The sequence below is a fragment of the Actinoplanes sp. HUAS TT8 genome (assembly GCF_051380535.1).
Taxonomy (GTDB): Bacteria; Actinomycetota; Actinomycetes; order Mycobacteriales; family Micromonosporaceae; genus Actinoplanes.
On the sequence record NZ_CP195646.1, the window covers coordinates 2,838,649 to 2,857,482 of the forward strand.

Consider the following 18,834-nt stretch of genomic DNA (forward strand, 5'->3'; position numbering starts at 1 on the left):
TGCCTACCGAGGGAACGCGTCGGCCGGGAAGGTGATCGTGATGTCCAGGCCGCCTTCGGGGCGGGTCCAGGCGTCGAGCGTGGCGCCGTGCACGTTCGTAATTGCCCGCACGATGGCCAGGCCGAGCCCGTGGCCCCGGCCGTGCAGGCGCGAGCCGCGCATGCGCTGGAACGGTTCGAACAGCCGGTCCAGTTCGGCCGCCGGGACGACCGGCCCGGTGTTGCGGATGATCAGCCGCCCGTCGAAGCGGCCGTCGGCGGGCCGCCGGCTGACCGCGTAGACGCCGGGGCTGACGAGGCTGTCGTCGATCGGCTCGGTGATCACCTCGACCCGGCCGTCGGGCACGTTGTGCTGCAGCGCATTCTCCACCAGGTTCGTCACCAGGCTTTCGAGCAGCTGCGGATCGCCCCGGACCAGGGTGGGGTCCAGCCTGGACTCGATCGTCACCCCGGCGGCGGATCGGCCGGACAGGACTGTCCCGGTGACCTCGGCCAGGTCCAGCTCGACCGGTCTCTCGACACCTTGCTGGCCGTTGGCGAGTGCGAGCAGCGCCCCGATCAGCCGCTCCTGCGAGTCGCTGAGCGCGAGCACCTGCCGGCAGGCTTCGCGCAGCGATGCCACCGAGGCGTCCGGGTCGGCGAGGGCGACCTGCAGCACCGTCTTCTCCGCGGTCAGCGGGGTCCGCAACTCGTGCGACGCGTTGGCCACGAAGTGCCGCTGCGAGGTGAACGACGCCTCCAGCCGCCCGAACAGCTGATCCAGGGTGGCCGCCAGCTCGGCCAGCTCGTCGCGGCCGCGGCGGGGGACGTTGAGCCGGCGGTGCAGGTTGGTCGCCGAGATGTCCCGGGCGGTCTCGGTCATCAGCCGCAGCGGCCGCAGGAACCGGCCGGACACCACCCAGCCCAGCCCGATCGACAGGACGATCAGCCCGGCCATCGCCGCCGTCCAGGTGCCGATCGGGAACGCCGTGATGTCCGGCGCCGGGTGCGGATCCGGTGAACTGCCGACCGGCGCGGACTGGCTGGCCCCGAGCAGGGGCACGGTCACCAGGATCGACCCGACGACGAAGAACGGCACCGAGTAGAGCAGCATCAGCCGGGTGCGCAGGGTCATGACGGCCCGCCGATCCGATAGCCGCCCTCGCGGACCGTCAGCACGATCGGCGGGTCGCCGAGCTTGGCCCGCAGCCGCTTGACGGTCGTCTTCACGGCGGTGGTGAACGGGTTCGCCGCCTCGTCCCACACCTTCTCCAGCAGCTCCTCGGCCGGCACCGGGCGGGAACCGGCGGCGAGCAGGCACTCCAGCACGCCGAACTCCTTCGGGCTCAGGTCGAGGCGGCGCCCGCCGCGGACGGCGACCCGCAGCGAGCTGTCCACGGTCAGGTCACCCGAGCGCAGCACCGGCGGCACCAGGGTCGTCGGGCGCCGGGCGAGCGCCCGGACCCGGGCCACCAGCTCGGGGAACTCGAACGGCTTGGGCAGGTAGTCGTCGGCGCCCAGGCCCAGGCCCTCGACACGGTCCTGCAGGGTGCCGGAGGCGGTGAGCATCAGGACCCGGCTGGTCGGGTGATGGTCGACGATGCGCCGGCACACCTGATCGCCGTGCGTGCCGGGCAGGTCGCGGTCGAGGACCACCACCTCATACCGGTTCACGGCGAGCCGTTCGAGGGCCTCGTCACCGTCGAACGCGAGATCGACGGCCATGCCCTCGCGGCGCAGGCCGATCCCGATCGTCCGGGTGAGAACCTCGTGATCCTCCACCACCAGAACTCGCATGGGTCCACGATGCCAGCCCGCCGGTGTCATCCAGGTGTCGGCCGCTGATACCTGGCTGACACCGCCTCCGGCGTAGAACAGCGGCCATGATTCTCGTCAGCGAAGTGCGCAAGCGGTACGGCCCGGCCGTCGCCCTGGACGGCATGACCTTCGACGTGCGAGCCGGGCAGGTCACCGGCTTCGTCGGCCCCAACGGCGCCGGCAAGTCCACCACGATGCGCGTGATCCTCGGCCTGGACGCGCCCGACGCCGGCCGGGCCCTGGTCGAGGGCAAACCGTATCGCGAGCTGACCGATCCGATGCGACGCCTCGGTTCGCTGCTCGACGCCGGCGCGCTGCAGCCCGGCCGCACGGCCCGCAACCACCTGCTGTGGCTGGCCCACTCGCAGGGCCTCGGCGCCCGGCGCGTCGACGAGGTCCTGGAACGGACCGGGCTCACCGGTGTCGCCCGGCGCCGGGCCGGCGGTTTCTCGCTGGGCATGCGCCAGCGCCTCGGCATCGCGGCGGCGCTGCTCGGCGACCCGCCCGCGCTGATGCTCGACGAGCCGTTCAACGGCATGGACCCGGAGGGCATCATCTGGATGCGGGGCCTGCTGCGCTCGCTCGCCGGGCAGGGCCGCGCGGTGCTCGTGTCCAGCCACCTGATGGGGGAGTTGCAGGGCACCGCCGATCACGTGGTGGTGGTCGGGCGCGGGCGGGTCATCGCCGACGCCACCGTGGCGGAGCTGCTCACCTCGGCGTCGGGCGGCCGGATCACCGTACGCACGAATGCGCCGGAGGCGCCGGAAATCCTTGCAGCCGCCGGCGCATCGGTCGTGCCCACCGGCGACGGCGCCCTCTCGATCGCCGGCCTGCCGGCGGAGGCGATCGCCGGTCTGCTGCAACGCCACGGCGTCGTGTTCTCCGAGCTCGCGGCCCATCGAGCCACCCTGGAGGACGCCTACCTGGAACTCACCCGCGACGCCGTCGACTATCGGGCGGAGGACCCGCGATGAGCATGCTGCACGCCGAATGGACGAAGTTCCGCAGCGTACGCGGGTGGGTGCTCGGGATGATCGCCGCCGCCGGGCTGATCATGGTGTTCGGGCTGGCCCCGGGCCTGTCCGGGTCGTGCGGGAAGTATGGTCCGGCCTCCGATTGCACACCGACGCTCGGCCCCGGCGGCGAGGAGGTGCGCGACGGCTTCACCTTCGTGCATCAGCCGCTCGGCGGCGACGGCAGCGTCACGGTCCGCGTGGCCGCGCTGACCGGGTCGATCTTCGACGGGCCGGACGCCACCCGGCCCGGGCTCGCGCCGTGGGCCAAGGCCGGCCTCATGATCAAATCGGGGACCACGCCGGGCTCGGCCTATGCCGCGGTCCTGCTCACCGGCGCGCACGGCGTCCGCATGCAGTGGGACTACGTCCACGACAAAGCTGGTCCGTCCGGCGCCGGCCCGCGATGGCTTCGCCTTTCGCGTACGGGGCAGACGGTCACGACGGCGGCCTCGGCCGACGGTGTCACGTGGACGGACGTCGGCTCCACGCGCCTGTCCGGCCTGCCGGCCACCGCCGAGGTGGGGCTGTTCGTCACCTCGCCGCAGTATGACGTCGAACTGCACGAGGGCCTGCTCAACGGTTCGCAGGGCGGCCCGAGCCAGGCGACCGGCACGTTCGAGCAGCTCACCACCGGGGACGGCTGGACCGGCACGGCCTGGCGCAGCGACCTGGTCGGCGGCAAACCGGACTGGACCGAGCTGGCCGGCACCGAACACGACGGCACGTCGTTGCGGGTGACCGGCTCGGGCGACGTGGCACCGGCGGGCGCGGGCTTCTCGGTGACCCAGACCCTGGTCGGCACGTTCACCGGGCTGATCGTCGTGGTGGTTCTCGGCGCCGTGTTCATGAGCACCGAGTACCGGCGCGGCCTGATCCGCACGACCCTGGCCGCCGGCCCCCGGCGCCTGCGAGTGCTGGCCGCCAAGGCCACCGTCATCGGCGCCGGCACGTTCGTCATCGGCGTCATCGCCGCCACCATCGTGGTCGTTCTCGGTCAGCGGATCCTGCGAGCCAACGGCGTGGCCCTGATGCATTCCTCAACCCTTACCGAGGTACGGATCGTGGCCGGCACCGGCGTGCTCCTGGCCGTCTCCGCGGTGCTGGCGCTCGGCCTGGGCGCCCTGTTCCGGCGCAGCGTCACCGCCGTGACCGTCGCGATCGTGACCATCGTGCTGCCCTACCTGCTGGCCGTGTCGGTGCTGCCGATCTCGGCCGCCCGATGGCTGCTGACGTTCACGCCGGCCGCGGCGTTCGCCCTGCAGCAGGCCGTGAAGCAGTACCCGCAGGTCGACGGGGTGTACTCGCCGTCCGGCGGCTACTTCCCGCTGCCGCCGTGGGCCGGTCTCGCGGTCCTGGCCGGCTGGACCGCCCTGGTCCTGGCCGCCGCCGCGGTGCTGCTGCGCCGGCGGGACGTGTGACCGTGACCCGCCGCGCCCTGCACGCCGAGTGGACCAAACTGCGAACCTCGCCCGGCACCCTCGGACTGCTGCTCATGATCGTCGCCGCGACGGCCGGGCTGAGCGCGATCGTGGCCGCGGCCTGCTCCGGGAGCACCTGCGGGCCGGATGTCGCGTTGACCGGCGTTCAGCTCGGGCATGCGGTCGTGGCGATCCTCGCGGTGCTGGTCATCGGCAACGAGTACCAGACCGGCATGATCGCCGTGAGCCTGGCCGCCGTGCCCCGGCGACTCCCGGTCCTGCTCGGCAAGGCGGTCGTGGTCGCCGGCGTCGTGGCGCTCGCCGGTGCGGTTGCGGTGGCCGGCGCGATCGGGTCCGGCGAGCTGCTGCTGCCCGCGTACCACGCGACACTGCGACCGGCCGCCGGCTCGGTGCTCTACCTGGTGCTGATCGCGCTGTTCAGTCTGGGTCTGGCCACGATCGTGCGCAGCCCGGCGGCGGCCATCGGGACCGTGCTCGGGCTGCTCTACGCCGTCCCGATCATCGTCTCGGTGGTCACCGACCAGACCTGGCACGACCGGTTCGAGAAGTACGCGCCGGTCAGTGCCGGCCTGGCCGTCCAGTCCACGGCCGCCGACCCGCTGATCGGCCCGTGGAAAGGACTCGGGGTGCTGGCGCTGTGGACCCTGGCCGCCCTGCTGGTGGCCGCGATCACCCTGCGGCGCCGTGATGCTTGACCTCAACCGAGCTTGAGATTGGAGACTTCCCCACCATGAGAGCAGCGGGATTCTCCGAGCCCGGCGGGCCGGAAGTGCTTCGAGTGCTGGAAGTGGCCACGCCGCAGGCGGGACCGGGGCAGGTCCGGGTGCGCGTCAGAGCCGCCGGGGTGCAGCCGTTCGACTGCGCCGTCCGGTCCGGCTGGACACCACCCGGTGTTACGGGGGACCTGCCCCGGGTTCCCGGCAACGAGTTCGCCGGCGTGATCGACCAGGGTGAGAGCGCGCTGCTCGGGACCGAGGTGCTCGGGTTCGGGGCGCTCAACGCGTACGCGGAGTACATCGTCGTGCCCGCGGAGCAGGTCGTGGCCAAGCCGGCCGGGATGGCGTGGGAGGTGGCCGGCGGGTTCAGCGCCGGCGCGCAGACCGCGCACATCGCGCTGGAGACACTGGGCGTCGCCGAGGGGGAGACCCTGGTGGTCCACGCGGCGGCCGGTGGGGTCGGCACGGCCGCGGTCCAGCTGGCCGTGGACCGCGGCGTCACCGTGATCGGAACCGGACGTCCGGCCAGTCACGAGTACCTGCGCGAGCTCGGGGCGATCCCGGTCGCCTACGGTGACGGGCTGCTCGACCGGATCCGGGAGCTGGCCCCGGCCGGGGTCGACGCCGCGCTGGACGGTGCCGGGGGTGACGCGCTCGCCGTCTCGCTGGAACTGGTCGCCGACCGCGGCCGGATCCTCACCCTGGTCGAGCACGGCGGCGCGCCGGAACTCGGCATCCGGGTCACGCCGCCGGCCCGCTCGGCGGCCCGGCTCGCCGAACTCGTCGACCTGCACACGCGCGGCCGGCTGCGGATCCACGTCCGGGCGACGTATCCGCTGGAGCGGGCCGCCGACGCCCACCGCGACGTCGAGAGCCGCCACGGCCTCGGCAAGGTGGTGATCACGGTGGACTGAGCCGGGTCAGCGATGGGCCGACCAGGCCTCCCACAGGGTGGCGTAGGGGCCGGGGCGCGACGTCAGTTCGGCGTGGGTGCCCAGGTCGACGATGCGGCCGGCGTCGAGGACGACGACGCGGTCGGCGGAGGCGGCCTGGGTGAGGCGGTGGGCGACGATCAGCGCGGTACGGCCGGCGAGCGCGGCCTCGGCGACCCGCTCCAGAAGGCGGGCGCCGGCGCTGCCGGCCTCGGCGGTCGCCTCGTCCAGGATGGCGACCGGGGGATCGGCCAGGATCAGGCGGGCGAACGCCAACTGCTGCGCCTGGGCCGCGGTCAGCGTGTGCCCGCCGGCCCCGACCTCGGTGGCCAGGCCGTCGGGCAGCTTGTCGGCCCAGGTCAGCGCATCGACGGCGGCCAGCGCCGCGCGTACCTGGTCGTCGGTGGCGTCCGGGCGGGCCAGGCGCAGATCCTCGGCGAGCGGTCCGGCGAAGACGTGGACCTCCTGGGTGAGCAGGGCGACCTCGCCGGCCGGCACGTCGACGGTTCCGGCGGTCGGTTCGTGCACGCCGGCGATCACCTTGGCCAGGGTTGTCTTGCCGGCGCCGGTGGAGCCGACGACTGCAACCCGCTCGCCCGGGGCGATGGTCAGATCAATATCGGACAGGACCGTCCGGCCCTCACGGTAGGCGAACCCGAGCCCGCGGACCACGACCGCGGCTTCGGGCGCCGTCGCGGCCGACCGGGATCCGTGCGCGGCCGCTCTGGGCTGGGACGAAGCCGTCGCCGGCTCTGCTGCCGTGGGCAGGATCGGCCGGGGTGAGCGGTCGGCGGTGTCGGTCGGCGCGGGCCGATCGGCCCGGCGCGGTGATGCGGGCCGGCCGGACCGCGACGTCGCGGCGGTCAGGGCGGCGACACCGACCAGCCGGTTCAGGCCGGAGGCGGCCACCTGGGCGTCGTCGACCAGGGCGAGAGCCACGTTGATCGGGTTGAACAGCCCGTGGAAGTACAGGGCCGCGGCGGTCGCGGTTCCGATCGAGACCGCGTCGGCCCGTACCAGGAAGAAGCCGGTCGTCAGCACCGCGGCCAGGCCGGCGAACTCGGCCACGTGCAGCCGCGCGTAGAAGCGCGTCTGCAGCGCCACCGCGCGAAGCAGCAGGTCGACCGCTTGCTGCGAGCGCGTCGCCACCCGGTTTCCGTGCTCGTCGGCGATGCGGAAGGCCCGGATCGTCCGCGCCCCTTCGATGGTTGCCAGCAGGTGATGCTGCTGGGCGGCGACGGCGACGCGCTGCGCGGCGTACAGCGGTCCGGCCCGTCGCGCATACCAGCGGACCGTGTAGACCTGCACCGGCACGGCCACCAGAGCGGCGATCAAAAACCGCCAATCCAGTACGGCCATCCCGGCCAGAGTCAGCCCGATCGTCAGCATCGCCCGGGTGAACTCGGGCAGCGCCCCGCGAGCGGCTTCCGCGATCGCCGCCACGTCGTTGGTCACCCGCGAGGTCAGGTCACCCGCCCCGGCCCGTTCGACCTGCTCCAACGGCAGCCGCAGCGCGGAGTCCACGAACCGTTCCCGCAGCCGGGCCAGCATGCTCTCGGCCCCTTGGGCGAGCAGCGCCACCCCGAATCCGGCCGGCACTGCCTCCCCGAGCGCCCCGGCGACCAGGCCGATCCCGGTGACGACGATCGCTCCGGTGCTGCCACCGGTCGAGGCCAGGTCGACGATCCGCCCGAGCAGCGGCGGCGTGACCAGCCCGGCCACGGTCGCCGCGATGAGCAGCGCGACCGCTGCGGCCATTCGCGCCCGCTGCGGCCCGAGCAGTCGCCGCAGCTCGGCCAGGGTCTGCCGCCCGGTCGCCACCGGCAACAGCAAAGCCGACCCGCTCTCCGCCGGCAGCGGCAAAGCTGACCCGGTCTCCGCCGGCAGCGGCAAAGCTGACCCGGACTCCGCCGCAAGCTCCGAGACCGGCGCGGAATCGCCCGACGGCACTTCGCCACCGTCACCCGGCGTAAGGGTCATGCCAGTACCGTTTCCCGATAGACCGGCTCGGCGGCCAGCAGCTCATGATGGGTCCCGGACGCCCGCACGTCCCCGCCGAGCAGGATCACCCGGTCGGTCACCGCGAGCAGCGCCGGGCTCGTCGTGATCAGGACTGTCGTGCGCCCCGCCCGGATCGCCCGGAGCCGGGATGCGATCCGTGCCTCGGTCACCGCGTCGACAGCGGTGGTCGGGTCGTGGAGCACGAGCACCGCCGGTTCGGCGGCGAGCGCGCGGGCCAGGGCGACCCGCTGTTTCTGCCCGCCGGACAGGGTTCGGGCCTCGAATGCCGGGGCGGGCAGCGATCGTTCGACCTCGTCGGCGTCGGCTGCCAGCATCGCGGCGTCGACCGCGGCCGGGTCGGATCGGCCGCCGAGCGAGATCGCGTCCCGCAACGTCCCGTCGAACAGGTCGGTGTGATGTTCCGTGGCCAGCACCACCGATCGCACCGCATCGGGCGCCAGCGACGACAGTGCGACGCCGTCCAGCGTGACCACGCCCGAGGCCGGATCATGGCTGCGGCCGAACAACGCGACCAGTTCCGCCGCCTGGGCAGGATCGGTCACGACCAGCCCGACGATCTCACCGGCCTCGATGGCCACGGACAGTCCAGGTGTCCGTACCTCCACATTGCCCTGCCCCGGGACCACCGGATCCGCGTCGCCTCCCGGCACCGAGAACGGCGTCGCGAGAATTGCCTCGATCCGGCGGGCGGAGGCCCGCCCCTGCGCGATGTCGGCCCCGACCCACCCGAACATCGCCATCGGCCCGACCAGGAACTGCGCGAGCCCGACGGACGAGATCAGCTGCCCGACGCTCAGGTGCCCGCGCACCGCGAGCACGCCGCCGACCACCGCGATGATCGCGAGAAAAACCCCGCTCAAGAGCAACACCAGGCTTTGGTACGCCGATTCGGTGCGCGCCGCGTGCACGGTCGCGTCGAGCGCGGCCCGGCTGCGGTCCCGGTACCGGGCGACGGCGGCCGGCTCGGCCCGCAGGCCCTTGACCACGCGCAACCCGGCGACCAGGTCGGCGGCGATCCCGGACGCCTGCGCGGCATGGTCCTGTTCGGTCTCGCTGCGCGCCTCCAGGGGCTTGCCGAGCAGCCGGGTGACCAGGATCAGCGGCGGCGTGCCGAGCAGCACGAGCAGCCCCAGCGGCACCGACACCGACAGCAGCAGCACGGCCGCGACCAGCACCGCGCCGATCGCCGAGATCCCGAAGACGATCGCCAGCAGCGCCCCGCCGACGCGGGCGGCGTCACTGGTGGCGACCGAGACGAGCGCGCCGGGCAGCCGATCGTTCTCGGCCCCGCCGCGCTCGTGCAGCACCCGCCGGGTGACCCGCAGCCGCAGTTCGTGCGCGGTCTGCTCGGCCACGCGCTCGCCGAGCCGGTCCGCGTAGCGGAAGCTGTAGCTGAGGACGACGTAGACGGCGCCGAGCGCGCCCAGCCAGAGCGCGAGGTCACCGACGCCGCCGGCCACCGCGCGGTCGATGATGACGCCGATCAGAAACGGTACGGCCGCCTCGCCGGCCTGCCACGACGACGCGAGCAGGGTGCCGGCCACGATCGTCGCGCGCCGGGCGGCGAGGACGTCGGTCAGCAGACCACGGCGGCGGCTCACGCGGTCACCGGCCCCGGCGCGACGACTCGGCCGATCTTCTTTGCGCGCATGCCCCCACCCTCGTGAACTTAGGGGAGCCTAACCTGATCGGTTCGGGGCCGGTCCGGCGGGCATCACGATCTTCTGTGGACGTTCTTGATCGGATTCTTGACAACAGGGGTGCCGGATCGGGTTGCGGCGGGGATCGTCCGAAGGCAATCAATGCCTGACCCATCGAACCGAAGCAGGAGACGTTCCGACGATGGCATCCCCGCTGTCCGACTCATCCCAGATCCAGGGCAACATCCTGCGGCCGTTCCGTGGCGACCACCAGGCCTTTCTCTTCCTGTCGTTCCGCAGCGACCGCGGCGGGGCGCGGGCCTGGCTGGCCGCCGCGGCCGATCGCGCCACCGGCAACGAGGACGTGCCACAGAGCCGCACGGCCGAGCCGCGGGCGCTGCTGAACGTCGGCTTCACCGCGTCCGGCCTGGTCCTGCTGCACTCCGAGGTCTCCGGCGACCTGGTCGGCCACGGCGCGTTCTGGCAGGGCCCGCTCGGTGTCCGGCTCGACGACGCCGGAGCGGTCACCACCGCCCCGGCGCTGCTCGGCGACCTCGGCGCCGGCGACCCGTCCCAGTGGGTCATCGGCGGTCCCGGCCGCCCGGTCGACGCGCTGCTCACGGTGGCCGCGCACGACTCCGGCACGCTGCAGGACGCGGTCGAGGGCGAGGTCCGGGAGGCGGCCCGCCACGGCCTCGAAGTGCTGCTCGTGCAGTGGGGCGACGTGCTGCGCAACGAGGACGGCAAGCGCATCGAGCACTTCGGTTTCGCCGACGGCATCTCCCAGCCCGGCGTGCGCGGCTTCGCCGACACCGTCCGGCCCGGGGCTCCGGTCATCGCGGCCGGCGAGTTCATCCTCGGCTTCCCGGGCGAGCGCCGGCCCCCGTCCTGGACGCCGCGCCCGACCCCGGCGCCGTGGATGCGCAGCGGGTCGTTCCAGGTGTTCCGGCGGCTGCGGCAGGACGTGGCCGGCTGGTGGGACCACATGGGCACGCTCGCCGACAACCCGGAGGACGCCGCCGCCCGCGCCCTCGGCCGCCACCTCGACGGACGGCCGCTGGCCGCTCCCGTCCACGACGGCGAACTGAACGAGTTCACCTACCACGGTGACGACGACGGCGCCCGCACCCCGCGCTACGCGCACATCCGCAAGGTCAACCCGCGCGAGGACGGCGTCTTCCGCGACCGCGGCCACAAGATGTTGCGCCGCGGCATCCCGTTCGGCTCCCGCCTCGACCGGGGCCGGGCCGACGACGGCCAGGAGCGGGGCATGCTGTTCAACGCGTACATGGCCTCCATCGAGGACCAGTTCGAATACGTGCAGCGGCGATGGGCCACGAACCCGGGTTTCCCGGCGACAACCCTTTCCGCGTACGGCCGGTCGGCGCCCGGCGTCGACGGCCTCGACCCGGTCCTCGGCGCCAACGCGCAGGTCGCCTCCGAAACCCTGGCCCCCGACGTGGTCCGGTCCATCCCGGCCGCCGGGTTCGGCGGCTTCGTCACGACGTCCGGCGCGGTGTACGCCTTCGCCCCGTCGATCCCGGCCCTGCGCCTGCTGGCCGGGGACACGATTGTCGGCGGCTGACGTCCGATCAGGCCGCTCGGGGCTCCGGCTCCGAGCGGTCGATCCGCCGCAGCAGTTCGTCCAGGTCGTCCCCGGCGACGATCCAGTCGGGCAGTTCCGGAAGCGGCGGCCCGGGCGGCAGCAGTTCACCGGTGAGCCGCTGGTAGGCGCGGCGGTACTCGACGCTGGGGGCCCGCTCGTACAACGTCCGGTAGATGTCCGCGGCCGTCGTCCGGGCCTGTTCGTTGTGCGGGTCGAGCTGGTGGACGGCGTCGGTCAGGGCGGCCACCTCGTTCGGTTCGGTCCACCCCTCGGTGGCCTTGACCAGCAGGTCGGTCGCCTCGCGGGATTCCAGGCGGCCGTCGCGGACCTGGAGCCGGATCGACAGGATGTATGCGCTCACCCGGGCGTCGCGTTCGTCGTGTTCCTCCGCGGTCCGCAGCGCCTCGGCGTTGAGCAGCTCGGCCTCGGCCGGGCGGTCCGCGGCAAGGCGCAGGCGGGCCAGCCGATGCAGCCAGTCGCACAGGTAGTGGGGCGCGTTGAGCCGGCGGGCGAGTTCGACAGCGCGTTCCAGCAGCCGCTGGGCCTGCTCGGCGTCGTCCTCGGCCGCGGCGATCGCGCCGAGATTGGAGACCTGGTCGGCCACGATCAGCCAATCGCCGAGTTCGACGCCGACGCGCAGGGCGTGCATCGCGCAGGTCCGGGCCCGTTCGAAGTCGCCCTCGTACCGGTAGATCTCGCCCATGTTCCCGACGGTGACGTTCCCGGCGTGCCCGGCGCCGATGTCGCGGGCCACTTCGAGCGCGTACCGGTAGGCGGCGATCGACTGGGCGTGGTCGGCGCCGCGCATCAACGCCAGCCCCAGGTTGCCGGCCGACATGAGCATGCCCTGCCGGTCGCCCGCCGCCTCGGCCGTGGTCAGCGCGCGCCGGAAGTGTTCCTGGGCTTCCTCGACGCGTCCGAGGTTGGTGTAGACCAGCCCGGTGTGTCCCAGGGCCGCGACCATGGCGGTCCGGTCGCCGGTCTCGTTCGCCATCGCGAGGTGACGCTCGGCCATGGCCAGGGCCTCGGCGTAGGAACCCTGCCGGTACAGCGCGAACGTTATCCGGTCCATCGTGCGCGACTGGCCGGCGGCGTCGCCCAGCCGCTCGAACTCGGTGAGCGCGCGCTGCAGCCAGGCGACCGGCTCGGAGTCCGAGCGGGTGTAGGTCAGCAGGTCGCCGAGCTGACGCTGCGCGCTGGCGAGCACGTCCCGGCGCCCGGTGGCCCGCGCGAGCCGCATCGCCTGCAGGTAGTGGTCCTCGGCCTCGGCCCACTGCCCGGTGTGCTGGTTCACGCTGCCGATCTCGACGTGCAGTTCCGCGCTCTCGGCCTCGGACAGCAGCGGGAGCAGCAGCCCGAAGTAGTAGGTCGCGGCCTCGTTGGTGAAGATCTCCTTGGCCCGTTCACCGGCGGCCCGGAACCAGGCGCGCTGCTTGTCCGTCCGCTCGGTGCGCGCGTAGTGGTGGGCGAGCACGTCCACGTACTGCGGGAGCCGGTCGGCGTAGACCTCCTCGATGAACTGGCCGATCCGTTCGTGCAGGGCGGCCCGGGTGTCGTAGGTCATGCTCTGGTACGCGGCCTCCTGCGTCACCGGATGCTTGAACTCGTACTCCAGCTCGGTCTCGTCGGGCACCCGCGGCGTCAGGTCGAGCGCCTGCAGATGGTCGAGGTGGTGCCCGACCTGCACGGCGGTGCCCGCGGCGGGATAGACCGAGGTGATCCACGGGGGCTGGAACCGCCGGCCGATGACGCTGGCCACCTTGAGGGTCGACTTCTCGTCGTCGCTGAGCTGGTCGATGCGGGCCATGACCAGGCGCTGGAGACTGTCCGGGACCGGCACCCCGGCCAGCGCGCGCGGGTCGCCCGGGTCGACGCCCCGGCCGTGCAGGTAGCGGACCAGCTCCTCGATGTAGAACGCGTTGCCGCCGGCCTGCCCGGAGATCTGCCCCAGGACCTCGGGCGCCACCCCGGCGTCCTGACCGAACCGCTCCTGGAACCGCAGGGCGGCCAGTTGCTCGGCGTCGTCCCTGGTCATCTGATCCAGCCGGAGGTCGGCCACGTGCGCCGGGCCGACCAGCCGCTCCGGGATGGGCTCCCGCGAGGTGGCTATCACCAGGACGGGCAGGTCGGCGATCTGGTGAACGAGGTATTCGAGCAGGGCCAGCGAGGCCGAGTCGATCCAGTGGCAGTCCTCCAGGCGCAGGATCAGCGGCCGGGCCGATGCGTGGTCACGCAAGCAGGCGAGCAGAGTGGAACGCAGCAGCTCCTCGCGGCCGGCCGGTTCGAGCTGCGCGGTCAGATCGGTGTCCGGCATCGGCAGGTTGACCACGGCGGCCAGCAGCGGGGCCCGCTGGCTGGCGCCGCCGTAGGTGGCCGCGCTCGCGGCGAGCGCCGTGCGCTGCACCGAGATCGGCAGATCGCGGTCGATGCCCAGCAGCTCCCGCCAGATCGGCCGCCAGACCAGGTAACTCGTGCTGCGGCCCTGCGAGCGGCACCCGCCACCGAGTTCGCCGAAACCCAGGTCCCGCGCGATCCGCCCGGCCTCGTCGGCCAGCCGGGTCTTGCCGATGCCGGCCTCGCCGTGCACCCACACCAGCTGTCCCCGGCCCGACCGCACGTGCTGGGTGAAACCGTCCAGCAGGCCGAGCTCGGGTGTGCGGCCGACCAGCGGGCCCTGCGTGGGCGCCGGCCGGGCCAGCGGCGGACCGACCTCCTGCGCCTCGCGCACGATCCACACCGCGACCGGCATGGTCTTGCCCTTGGCGCTGACCGCGGCCGGTCGGCCGTCGAGCAGGATGTCGCGCACCCGGTCGTGGGTGGCCTGATCGATGAGCAGGTGACCGGGCGGGGCGGCCTGCATCAGGCGGGCGGCCAGATTGACGGTGTCGCCGACGACGGCGTACTCACGCCGGATGTCCGAGCCGACCTCGCCGCAGTACACCTGACCGGTGGAGACGCCGCCCCGATAGGGCCCGCCAGACAGGGCGAGCAGCTCCAGGCAGCAGCGCAGTGCGCGTTCCTCGTCGTCCTCATGGCTGACCGGGGTGCCGAACACCGCCACCAGCACGGTGCCCTTGTCATCGGCCATCAGGTGCCGCAGGTGGCCGTCGTACCGATCGATGATCGCCACCCCGGCCTGCAGGTACCGCTGCAGGGCGTCGATCGTGTCCGGGTCGTCGACCGACAGATCCGGCAGACGTACGAACGCCGTGGTCACCTTGCGATGCTCGTTGACCAGTTCGGTGCGGCCCGAGCGCAGGCGGGCCCGGATCGCCGGATGCAGGAACGGGGTGACCAGCTCGTCGAGATCCGCGATGGGTTCTTTCGCCACCGCGGGCAGCACGGGGGCGGTAGCGGCGGCGATGTCCAGCAGCTCCTGGTCGACGACGATCTCGTCGCGCTCGGCCCGGTGCAGCGCGGCCACCGCCTGCTCCAGCGCGGGACCCGCGACCAGGTGCTGCAGCCGGATCGCCGGGTCACCGAGGACCATCAGGCGCAGCGAGCCGGTGGCCAGGCCGACCCGGATGGCGAGGGAACGCCGGCCGTTCGGCGTCGGCACCGGGGTGACCGACGAGGTCGCCTCCCGGATCAGCTCGGCGCAGTGGATCGCCCGGCGGGCCACCGCGGGGGCGGACTCGGCAGTATGGCGGAAGATCCCGACGAGCGCGTCCCCGGCGAAGTCCACCACGCTGCCCCCGGCCGTGGTGATCGCCTCCGCGGTAACAGCGAACCAGCGGTTGATCACCGAGGTCAGGCGTTCGGTGCCGTAGCTTCCCGAGCCGGCCAGGCTCTCGGCCATGGCGGTGAACCCGGCGACGTCGGCGAAGAGGACCACCGCGTCCTCGCGCTGAATGATCGGCGGATTGCCGACACTTTCAGCGGTCCGAAGTAGATCGATGGCATGCTCTGGCAGATACGACCGCCAGGTCGCGGACAAGTCGTCCGCGGTCTGCGGGACGGGACGAGAGGGATCGTCGGCCATCCTGGTATGGCCACCCTTCGGTTCTCGGCGTGCGGATCAACCGTAGTCGTCGGCAGTTGTTGGTTCGGTCAGGGAGATAGCGGGTAATGACGGGTGTAGGGATCAGTGAGGCGGCCGTCGAGTTGGCCGGTGCGTGTGTTCATTCCCTCCGGTTCGCGGTGGGGGCTCCTCTCGACCGTCCGTATGCCAAGGTCGAGTTGTCCACGACCAATCCAGCTCCGGCGCTCTATCGGCGACTGCAGGTGGTGTCCCCGCCACCGACCCGCGACGGTGAGCCCTGGCCGACCGGCTTGACCCTGGAGGACAAGCCGTTCGAGCCGAGCGAGCTTCCCCATCGCCTGTCGGACGTGCGGATCACCGAGGGCACGCCCTCGCTTGATCTGCCTGATCCGGAGAGGATCGTACTCGACCGATGGATCAGTATCCCAAGGCAGCAGGGCTCGATGGAGTTCAGCAGCATCGGCGATGACCGTTATGTGCTCGCCGTGCAGTACTGGAACCCGGTTCCGGCCGGCGAGCAGAGCGTCACCAAAGAGCTGCAGTACTACGCGACCTACCGCCTCGACTTCGACCGGCCGCCGGCCAGTGACTGGATCGCGGTCAGCCTCGACGCGTTCTGGCCGCCGGAGCGGGACAGCGCTGACCTGCTGATTCCGCTCGGCGACTGCGACGAGCACTGCCCGTCGGACAACTGAGAAACGGCGAAGCCGCCGCCCGAGGGGGGAGGGGCGGCGGCTTCTGTACCGGGGGTCGGCGAGGACGCCGTCCATCCGTGACGACAACCTCCCCATAGGTCCCTGACCGTCCGAAGTGGATCGTAGGGGCAGGGCGTCGGATGATCTACCCCGTTCTATGCCCGGCGGTGTTCACTCATCCACCCGATGGCGAAATCGACCAGGCCGGCCTGTGGCATCAGCCGGGCCACCGCGTTCCCGAAGTTCCCGATCGTGACCGCGCCGGTCTGCTCGTACGCCGCACCGATCCGCTCGAAGTCGGAACTGTCGGTGTCCGGCTCGATCCACGTCACCCACCGTGTCTCGTCGTCGCTGATCCGCACCGCGGCGCCGCAGGCGGTCATCGGCGGGTCCGGCCGCCGGGCCTCGGCCAGGTGCAGTGACGTGTTCCGATTGTGCCCGCATCCGATCAGCAGCACCCGGCCACCGGCACGGTAGACCGCGCCGAGCGGCGATCCGTCGCCCAGCGCGTCCTCCAGCGGGTGGCGGCCGACGACGGCCTCGGCCCGGGCGCCGAGCGCGGCGAAGGACACCTCCGGATGATCACTACGGTGCGCGCCCGGCCAGGTGCGCACGACCTCCGGGAGGATGCCCATATGGCGGCTGGGCGTGCGCCGCACGTCGTACCCGGGAGATCGGTTTTGAATGATCGGCCACCACGACTCGGGGACCGGTGGGTTGCTCCAGTGCGCCGGATCCGAGTTGAACGGCGTGTGCGTCGGCACGACAAGCGTCCCGTGCTGTCCGATAACGTTCAGCAGCGCCTCGACGATCGCCTGGACCTGCCCGGCCACGAAACCGACCGACCGCACCGACGAGTGCACAAGCACCGTGTCACCGTCGGTGAGGCCGAGCTTCCGGAGGTCCGCGGCGAGCGACTCGGTGGTGTGCGGAAACTCCTGCGTCATCGCGTCAGTGTGCCAAGCGGTTCGATCACCGGATAGAACAGAGGCATGCTGCAGCGATACGACGAGCGCAACGCCGACCTCCGCTACTGGGTGAACGGGCGCCTCCTGCACCGCGACGAACCGGGCATCTCGCCCTTCGACTCGGTGGTGCAGGGCGGCGACGGGGTCTGGGAGGGGCTGCGGCTCTACCGCGGCGCGATCTTCGGGCTCGGCGCGCACCTGGCCCGCCTGCGCCGCTCCGCGACCGCCCTCGGTTTCGGAGCGATCCCGGCCGACGAGGAGATCATCGCGGCGATCAGGGAAACCCTCAAAGCCAATGAGATGTACGACGGTGTGCACGTCCGACTGACCCTGACGCGTGGCCGCAAGGTGACCAGCGGCATGGACCCGCGACTCAACAACGAGGGTCCGACCTTGATCGTGCTGGCCGAACACAAGGCGCCGGTCTACGACACCGGCGGGCTCACCCTGATCACGGCCGGCGTGCGCCGTCCCGGCCCGGACGTGCTCGACCCCAAGATCCACCACAACAACCTGCTCAACTCGATCCTGGCCAAGATCGAGGCGAATGCGGCCGGGGCCGACGACGCGCTGATGCTCGACCAGCGCGGTTTCGTCGCCGAGACCAACGCCACCCACCTGTTCGCCGTGGTCAACGGCGCGCTGGTGACCCCGACGACCGCCGCCTGCCCGGAAGGGATCACCCGGCAGACCGTGCTCGACCTGGCCGCGGCCGACGCCATCCCGGCCGCGGTCCGGGACGTGTCGCTGACCGAGATGTACACGGCCGACGAGGTGTTCTGCACCGGCACGATGGGCGAGATCGCGGCGGTCACCACGATCGACGGCCGCGTGATCGGAACCGGTCAGGTGGGCGAGCTGACCCGGCGGATCGCCCGGCGCTACCAGGAGTACGCCGCCTTTCACGGCGAGCGCGTCCTCGAGGAGCAGTCAGAGCCGGTGGCGGGATAGCTCGGCGTAGAACGGACGGGCCGCCTCGACCAGGTGCACGAGGCGGTCCGGGACCACGGCCGGCCGCGGGTCATACGGCGCGAACCCGCTGCTCGCGTTGACCGTGTCGTACCAGAACGGCGCCCACACCCCGTCGGTCGGGCGCGGCCCCGGCGCCCAGGCCAGCATCGCCGGGTCGAAGGCCAGGCCGAGCGCCGAGCACAGCCGCCCCAGCGTCCCCGGCGGATCCCGCAGCACGTCGGCCGAGTCCACCACCGGCCCGCCGAACGCCCGGAAGATCTCCACCTGCTGCGGAAACCCGAGGTCCTCCAGGGTCGGCTCGCCCCGGACCCGCGCGTAGGAGGCGACCACGTGCGCCGGGTCCCGGATCAGGAACGCGTGGGTGAGCTTGCCCAGCCAGTCCCGCCCGATCTCCGGCAGCAGGTGGTGCGTCATGTGCTTCTGATACTGCACCGCCGGGTCACCGGGCAGCGGCCCGGTCAGGTCATCGGCCACGTCCTGCCACCGGCGCGGCTGACCGGCCAGGATCTGCTCACGTCCCGGGTGATCGATGCCGGTCACGTCCAGGTAGTGGGCGTAGAGCGGTTCGTCGACCACCGTCGTGTCCGGCCGGGCGCCGAAGCTGCGCATCATCGCCGTCGAGATGTTCCGCGGGCCCGACCACATCGCGACTCGGATCGTCATTCTCACATGCTTACACCGATCTGTTTCGCGATCGATCAAATCGGACCTGTCCCTCGTGGCGTCCGGGCGTGAGAATGGTCAGCAAGCGGGTAGACGTCGACGGGAAGGGAGGCGGCGAATGATAGCCATCGTGATCCTGTTGTGGCTGACCGCGCTCGCCGTCGGGGTGTGGGCGGTCTGGCCGTCGTCCTCGCCGAAACCGGAGGCGGCGACCGCCGAGACGATGCGCAAACCCGGGCCGGACAGCCTGGAGGGCGTCCTGGTCGCCCAACTGCTGAGCAGCGAGATCACCCCGGCGCAGTACCGGCGCGCCATCGAGGGCCTGGCCGCCCGCGACGAGCAGCGACATCCGATGTCCGTCCCGGGCGACGAGGCCTGACCGTCCGA

The 18,834-nt window shown here is 72.2% G+C and carries 15 protein-coding genes; 8 read left to right on the top strand and 7 right to left on the bottom strand.

What is annotated here, in order from left to right; genetic code table 11:
• Positions 1–3: 3 nt before the first annotated feature.
• Both ACSHV8_RS12490 and ACSHV8_RS12495 read right to left on the bottom strand, forming a co-directional pair.
• Positions 4–1,113 carry a sensor histidine kinase gene (locus ACSHV8_RS12490; RefSeq protein WP_436532522.1) on the bottom strand — a complete coding sequence of 370 codons (1,110 nt, stop codon included), beginning with the start codon at positions 1,111–1,113 and terminating at the stop codon, positions 4–6.
• Positions 1,110–1,775, bottom strand: a complete 666-nt coding sequence (locus ACSHV8_RS12495; RefSeq protein ID WP_436532524.1) for a response regulator transcription factor — start codon at positions 1,773–1,775, stop codon at positions 1,110–1,112. Before ACSHV8_RS12495 ends, ACSHV8_RS12490 begins: the two co-directional genes overlap by 4 nt.
• Before the next feature lie 86 nt (positions 1,776–1,861).
• Between ACSHV8_RS12495 and ACSHV8_RS12500 the strand changes: the two genes are divergently transcribed.
• From ACSHV8_RS12500 to ACSHV8_RS12515, 4 genes are read left to right on the top strand one after another with little or no spacing between them, the layout of a single operon-like run.
• Positions 1,862–2,770 carry an ATP-binding cassette domain-containing protein gene (locus ACSHV8_RS12500; protein WP_436532526.1) on the top strand — a complete coding sequence of 303 codons (909 nt, stop codon included), beginning with the start codon at positions 1,862–1,864 and terminating at the stop codon, positions 2,768–2,770.
• Positions 2,767–4,230, top strand: coding sequence for an ABC transporter permease subunit (locus ACSHV8_RS12505; protein WP_436532528.1), 1,464 nt, complete (start codon positions 2,767–2,769; stop codon positions 4,228–4,230). The genes ACSHV8_RS12500 and ACSHV8_RS12505 overlap by 4 nt, the downstream gene beginning before the upstream one ends.
• A gap of 2 nt (positions 4,231–4,232) precedes the next feature.
• Positions 4,233–4,946 (top strand): ABC transporter permease subunit, encoded by a 714-nt coding sequence (locus ACSHV8_RS12510; RefSeq protein WP_436532530.1) that lies wholly within the window; start codon positions 4,233–4,235, stop codon positions 4,944–4,946.
• A gap of 35 nt (positions 4,947–4,981) precedes the next feature.
• On the top strand, positions 4,982–5,881 hold the full coding sequence (locus ACSHV8_RS12515; RefSeq protein ID WP_436532532.1) for an NADP-dependent oxidoreductase: 900 nt from the start codon (positions 4,982–4,984) through the stop codon (positions 5,879–5,881).
• A gap of 6 nt (positions 5,882–5,887) precedes the next feature.
• Here the strand turns inward: ACSHV8_RS12515 and ACSHV8_RS12520 are convergent, their stop codons facing one another.
• Together ACSHV8_RS12520 and ACSHV8_RS12525 are read right to left on the bottom strand one after the other, a co-directional pair.
• The gene (locus ACSHV8_RS12520; protein WP_436532534.1) at positions 5,888–7,720 is read right to left on the bottom strand and encodes an ABC transporter ATP-binding protein; all 1,833 of its coding nucleotides are present in this window, start codon (positions 7,718–7,720) and stop codon (positions 5,888–5,890) included.
• Positions 7,721–7,875: 155 nt separating this feature from the next.
• Complete coding sequence (locus ACSHV8_RS12525) at positions 7,876–9,522, bottom strand: ABC transporter transmembrane domain-containing protein (protein ID WP_436532536.1); 1,647 nt, start codon at positions 9,520–9,522, stop codon at positions 7,876–7,878.
• A 241-nt stretch (positions 9,523–9,763) separates the two neighbouring features.
• On the opposite strand from ACSHV8_RS12525, the gene ACSHV8_RS12530 reads away from it, so the two are divergent.
• On the top strand, positions 9,764–11,146 hold the full coding sequence (locus ACSHV8_RS12530) for a Dyp-type peroxidase (protein ID WP_436532538.1): 1,383 nt from the start codon (positions 9,764–9,766) through the stop codon (positions 11,144–11,146).
• A gap of 7 nt (positions 11,147–11,153) precedes the next feature.
• Here ACSHV8_RS12530 and ACSHV8_RS12535 read toward each other — a convergent pair whose 3' ends face one another.
• Entirely contained in the window at positions 11,154–15,149 is a 3,996-nt protein-coding gene (locus ACSHV8_RS12535) for a tetratricopeptide repeat protein (protein WP_436532540.1), read from the bottom strand.
• Positions 15,150–15,235: 86 nt separating this feature from the next.
• On the opposite strand from ACSHV8_RS12535, the gene ACSHV8_RS12540 reads away from it, so the two are divergent.
• Entirely contained in the window at positions 15,236–15,844 is a 609-nt protein-coding gene (locus ACSHV8_RS12540) for a hypothetical protein (RefSeq protein WP_436532542.1), read from the top strand.
• A gap of 155 nt (positions 15,845–15,999) precedes the next feature.
• Here ACSHV8_RS12540 and ACSHV8_RS12545 read toward each other — a convergent pair whose 3' ends face one another.
• Positions 16,000–16,791, bottom strand: coding sequence for an aminoglycoside N(3)-acetyltransferase (locus ACSHV8_RS12545; RefSeq protein ID WP_436532544.1), 792 nt, complete (start codon positions 16,789–16,791; stop codon positions 16,000–16,002).
• A 45-nt stretch (positions 16,792–16,836) separates the two neighbouring features.
• Here ACSHV8_RS12545 and ACSHV8_RS12550 point away from each other — a divergent pair, with 45 nt between their 5' ends.
• Complete coding sequence (locus ACSHV8_RS12550) at positions 16,837–17,763, top strand: aminotransferase class IV (protein WP_436532545.1); 927 nt, start codon at positions 16,837–16,839, stop codon at positions 17,761–17,763.
• Here the strand turns inward: ACSHV8_RS12550 and ACSHV8_RS12555 are convergent.
• On the bottom strand, positions 17,743–18,447 hold the full coding sequence (locus ACSHV8_RS12555) for an HAD family hydrolase (RefSeq protein WP_436532547.1): 705 nt from the start codon (positions 18,445–18,447) through the stop codon (positions 17,743–17,745). The genes ACSHV8_RS12550 and ACSHV8_RS12555 overlap by 21 nt on opposite strands.
• Before the next feature lie 118 nt (positions 18,448–18,565).
• On the opposite strand from ACSHV8_RS12555, the gene ACSHV8_RS12560 reads away from it, so the two are divergent.
• Positions 18,566–18,826, top strand: coding sequence for a hypothetical protein (locus ACSHV8_RS12560; RefSeq protein ID WP_436532549.1), 261 nt, complete (start codon positions 18,566–18,568; stop codon positions 18,824–18,826).
• The last annotated feature ends 8 nt before the right edge of the window (positions 18,827–18,834 follow it).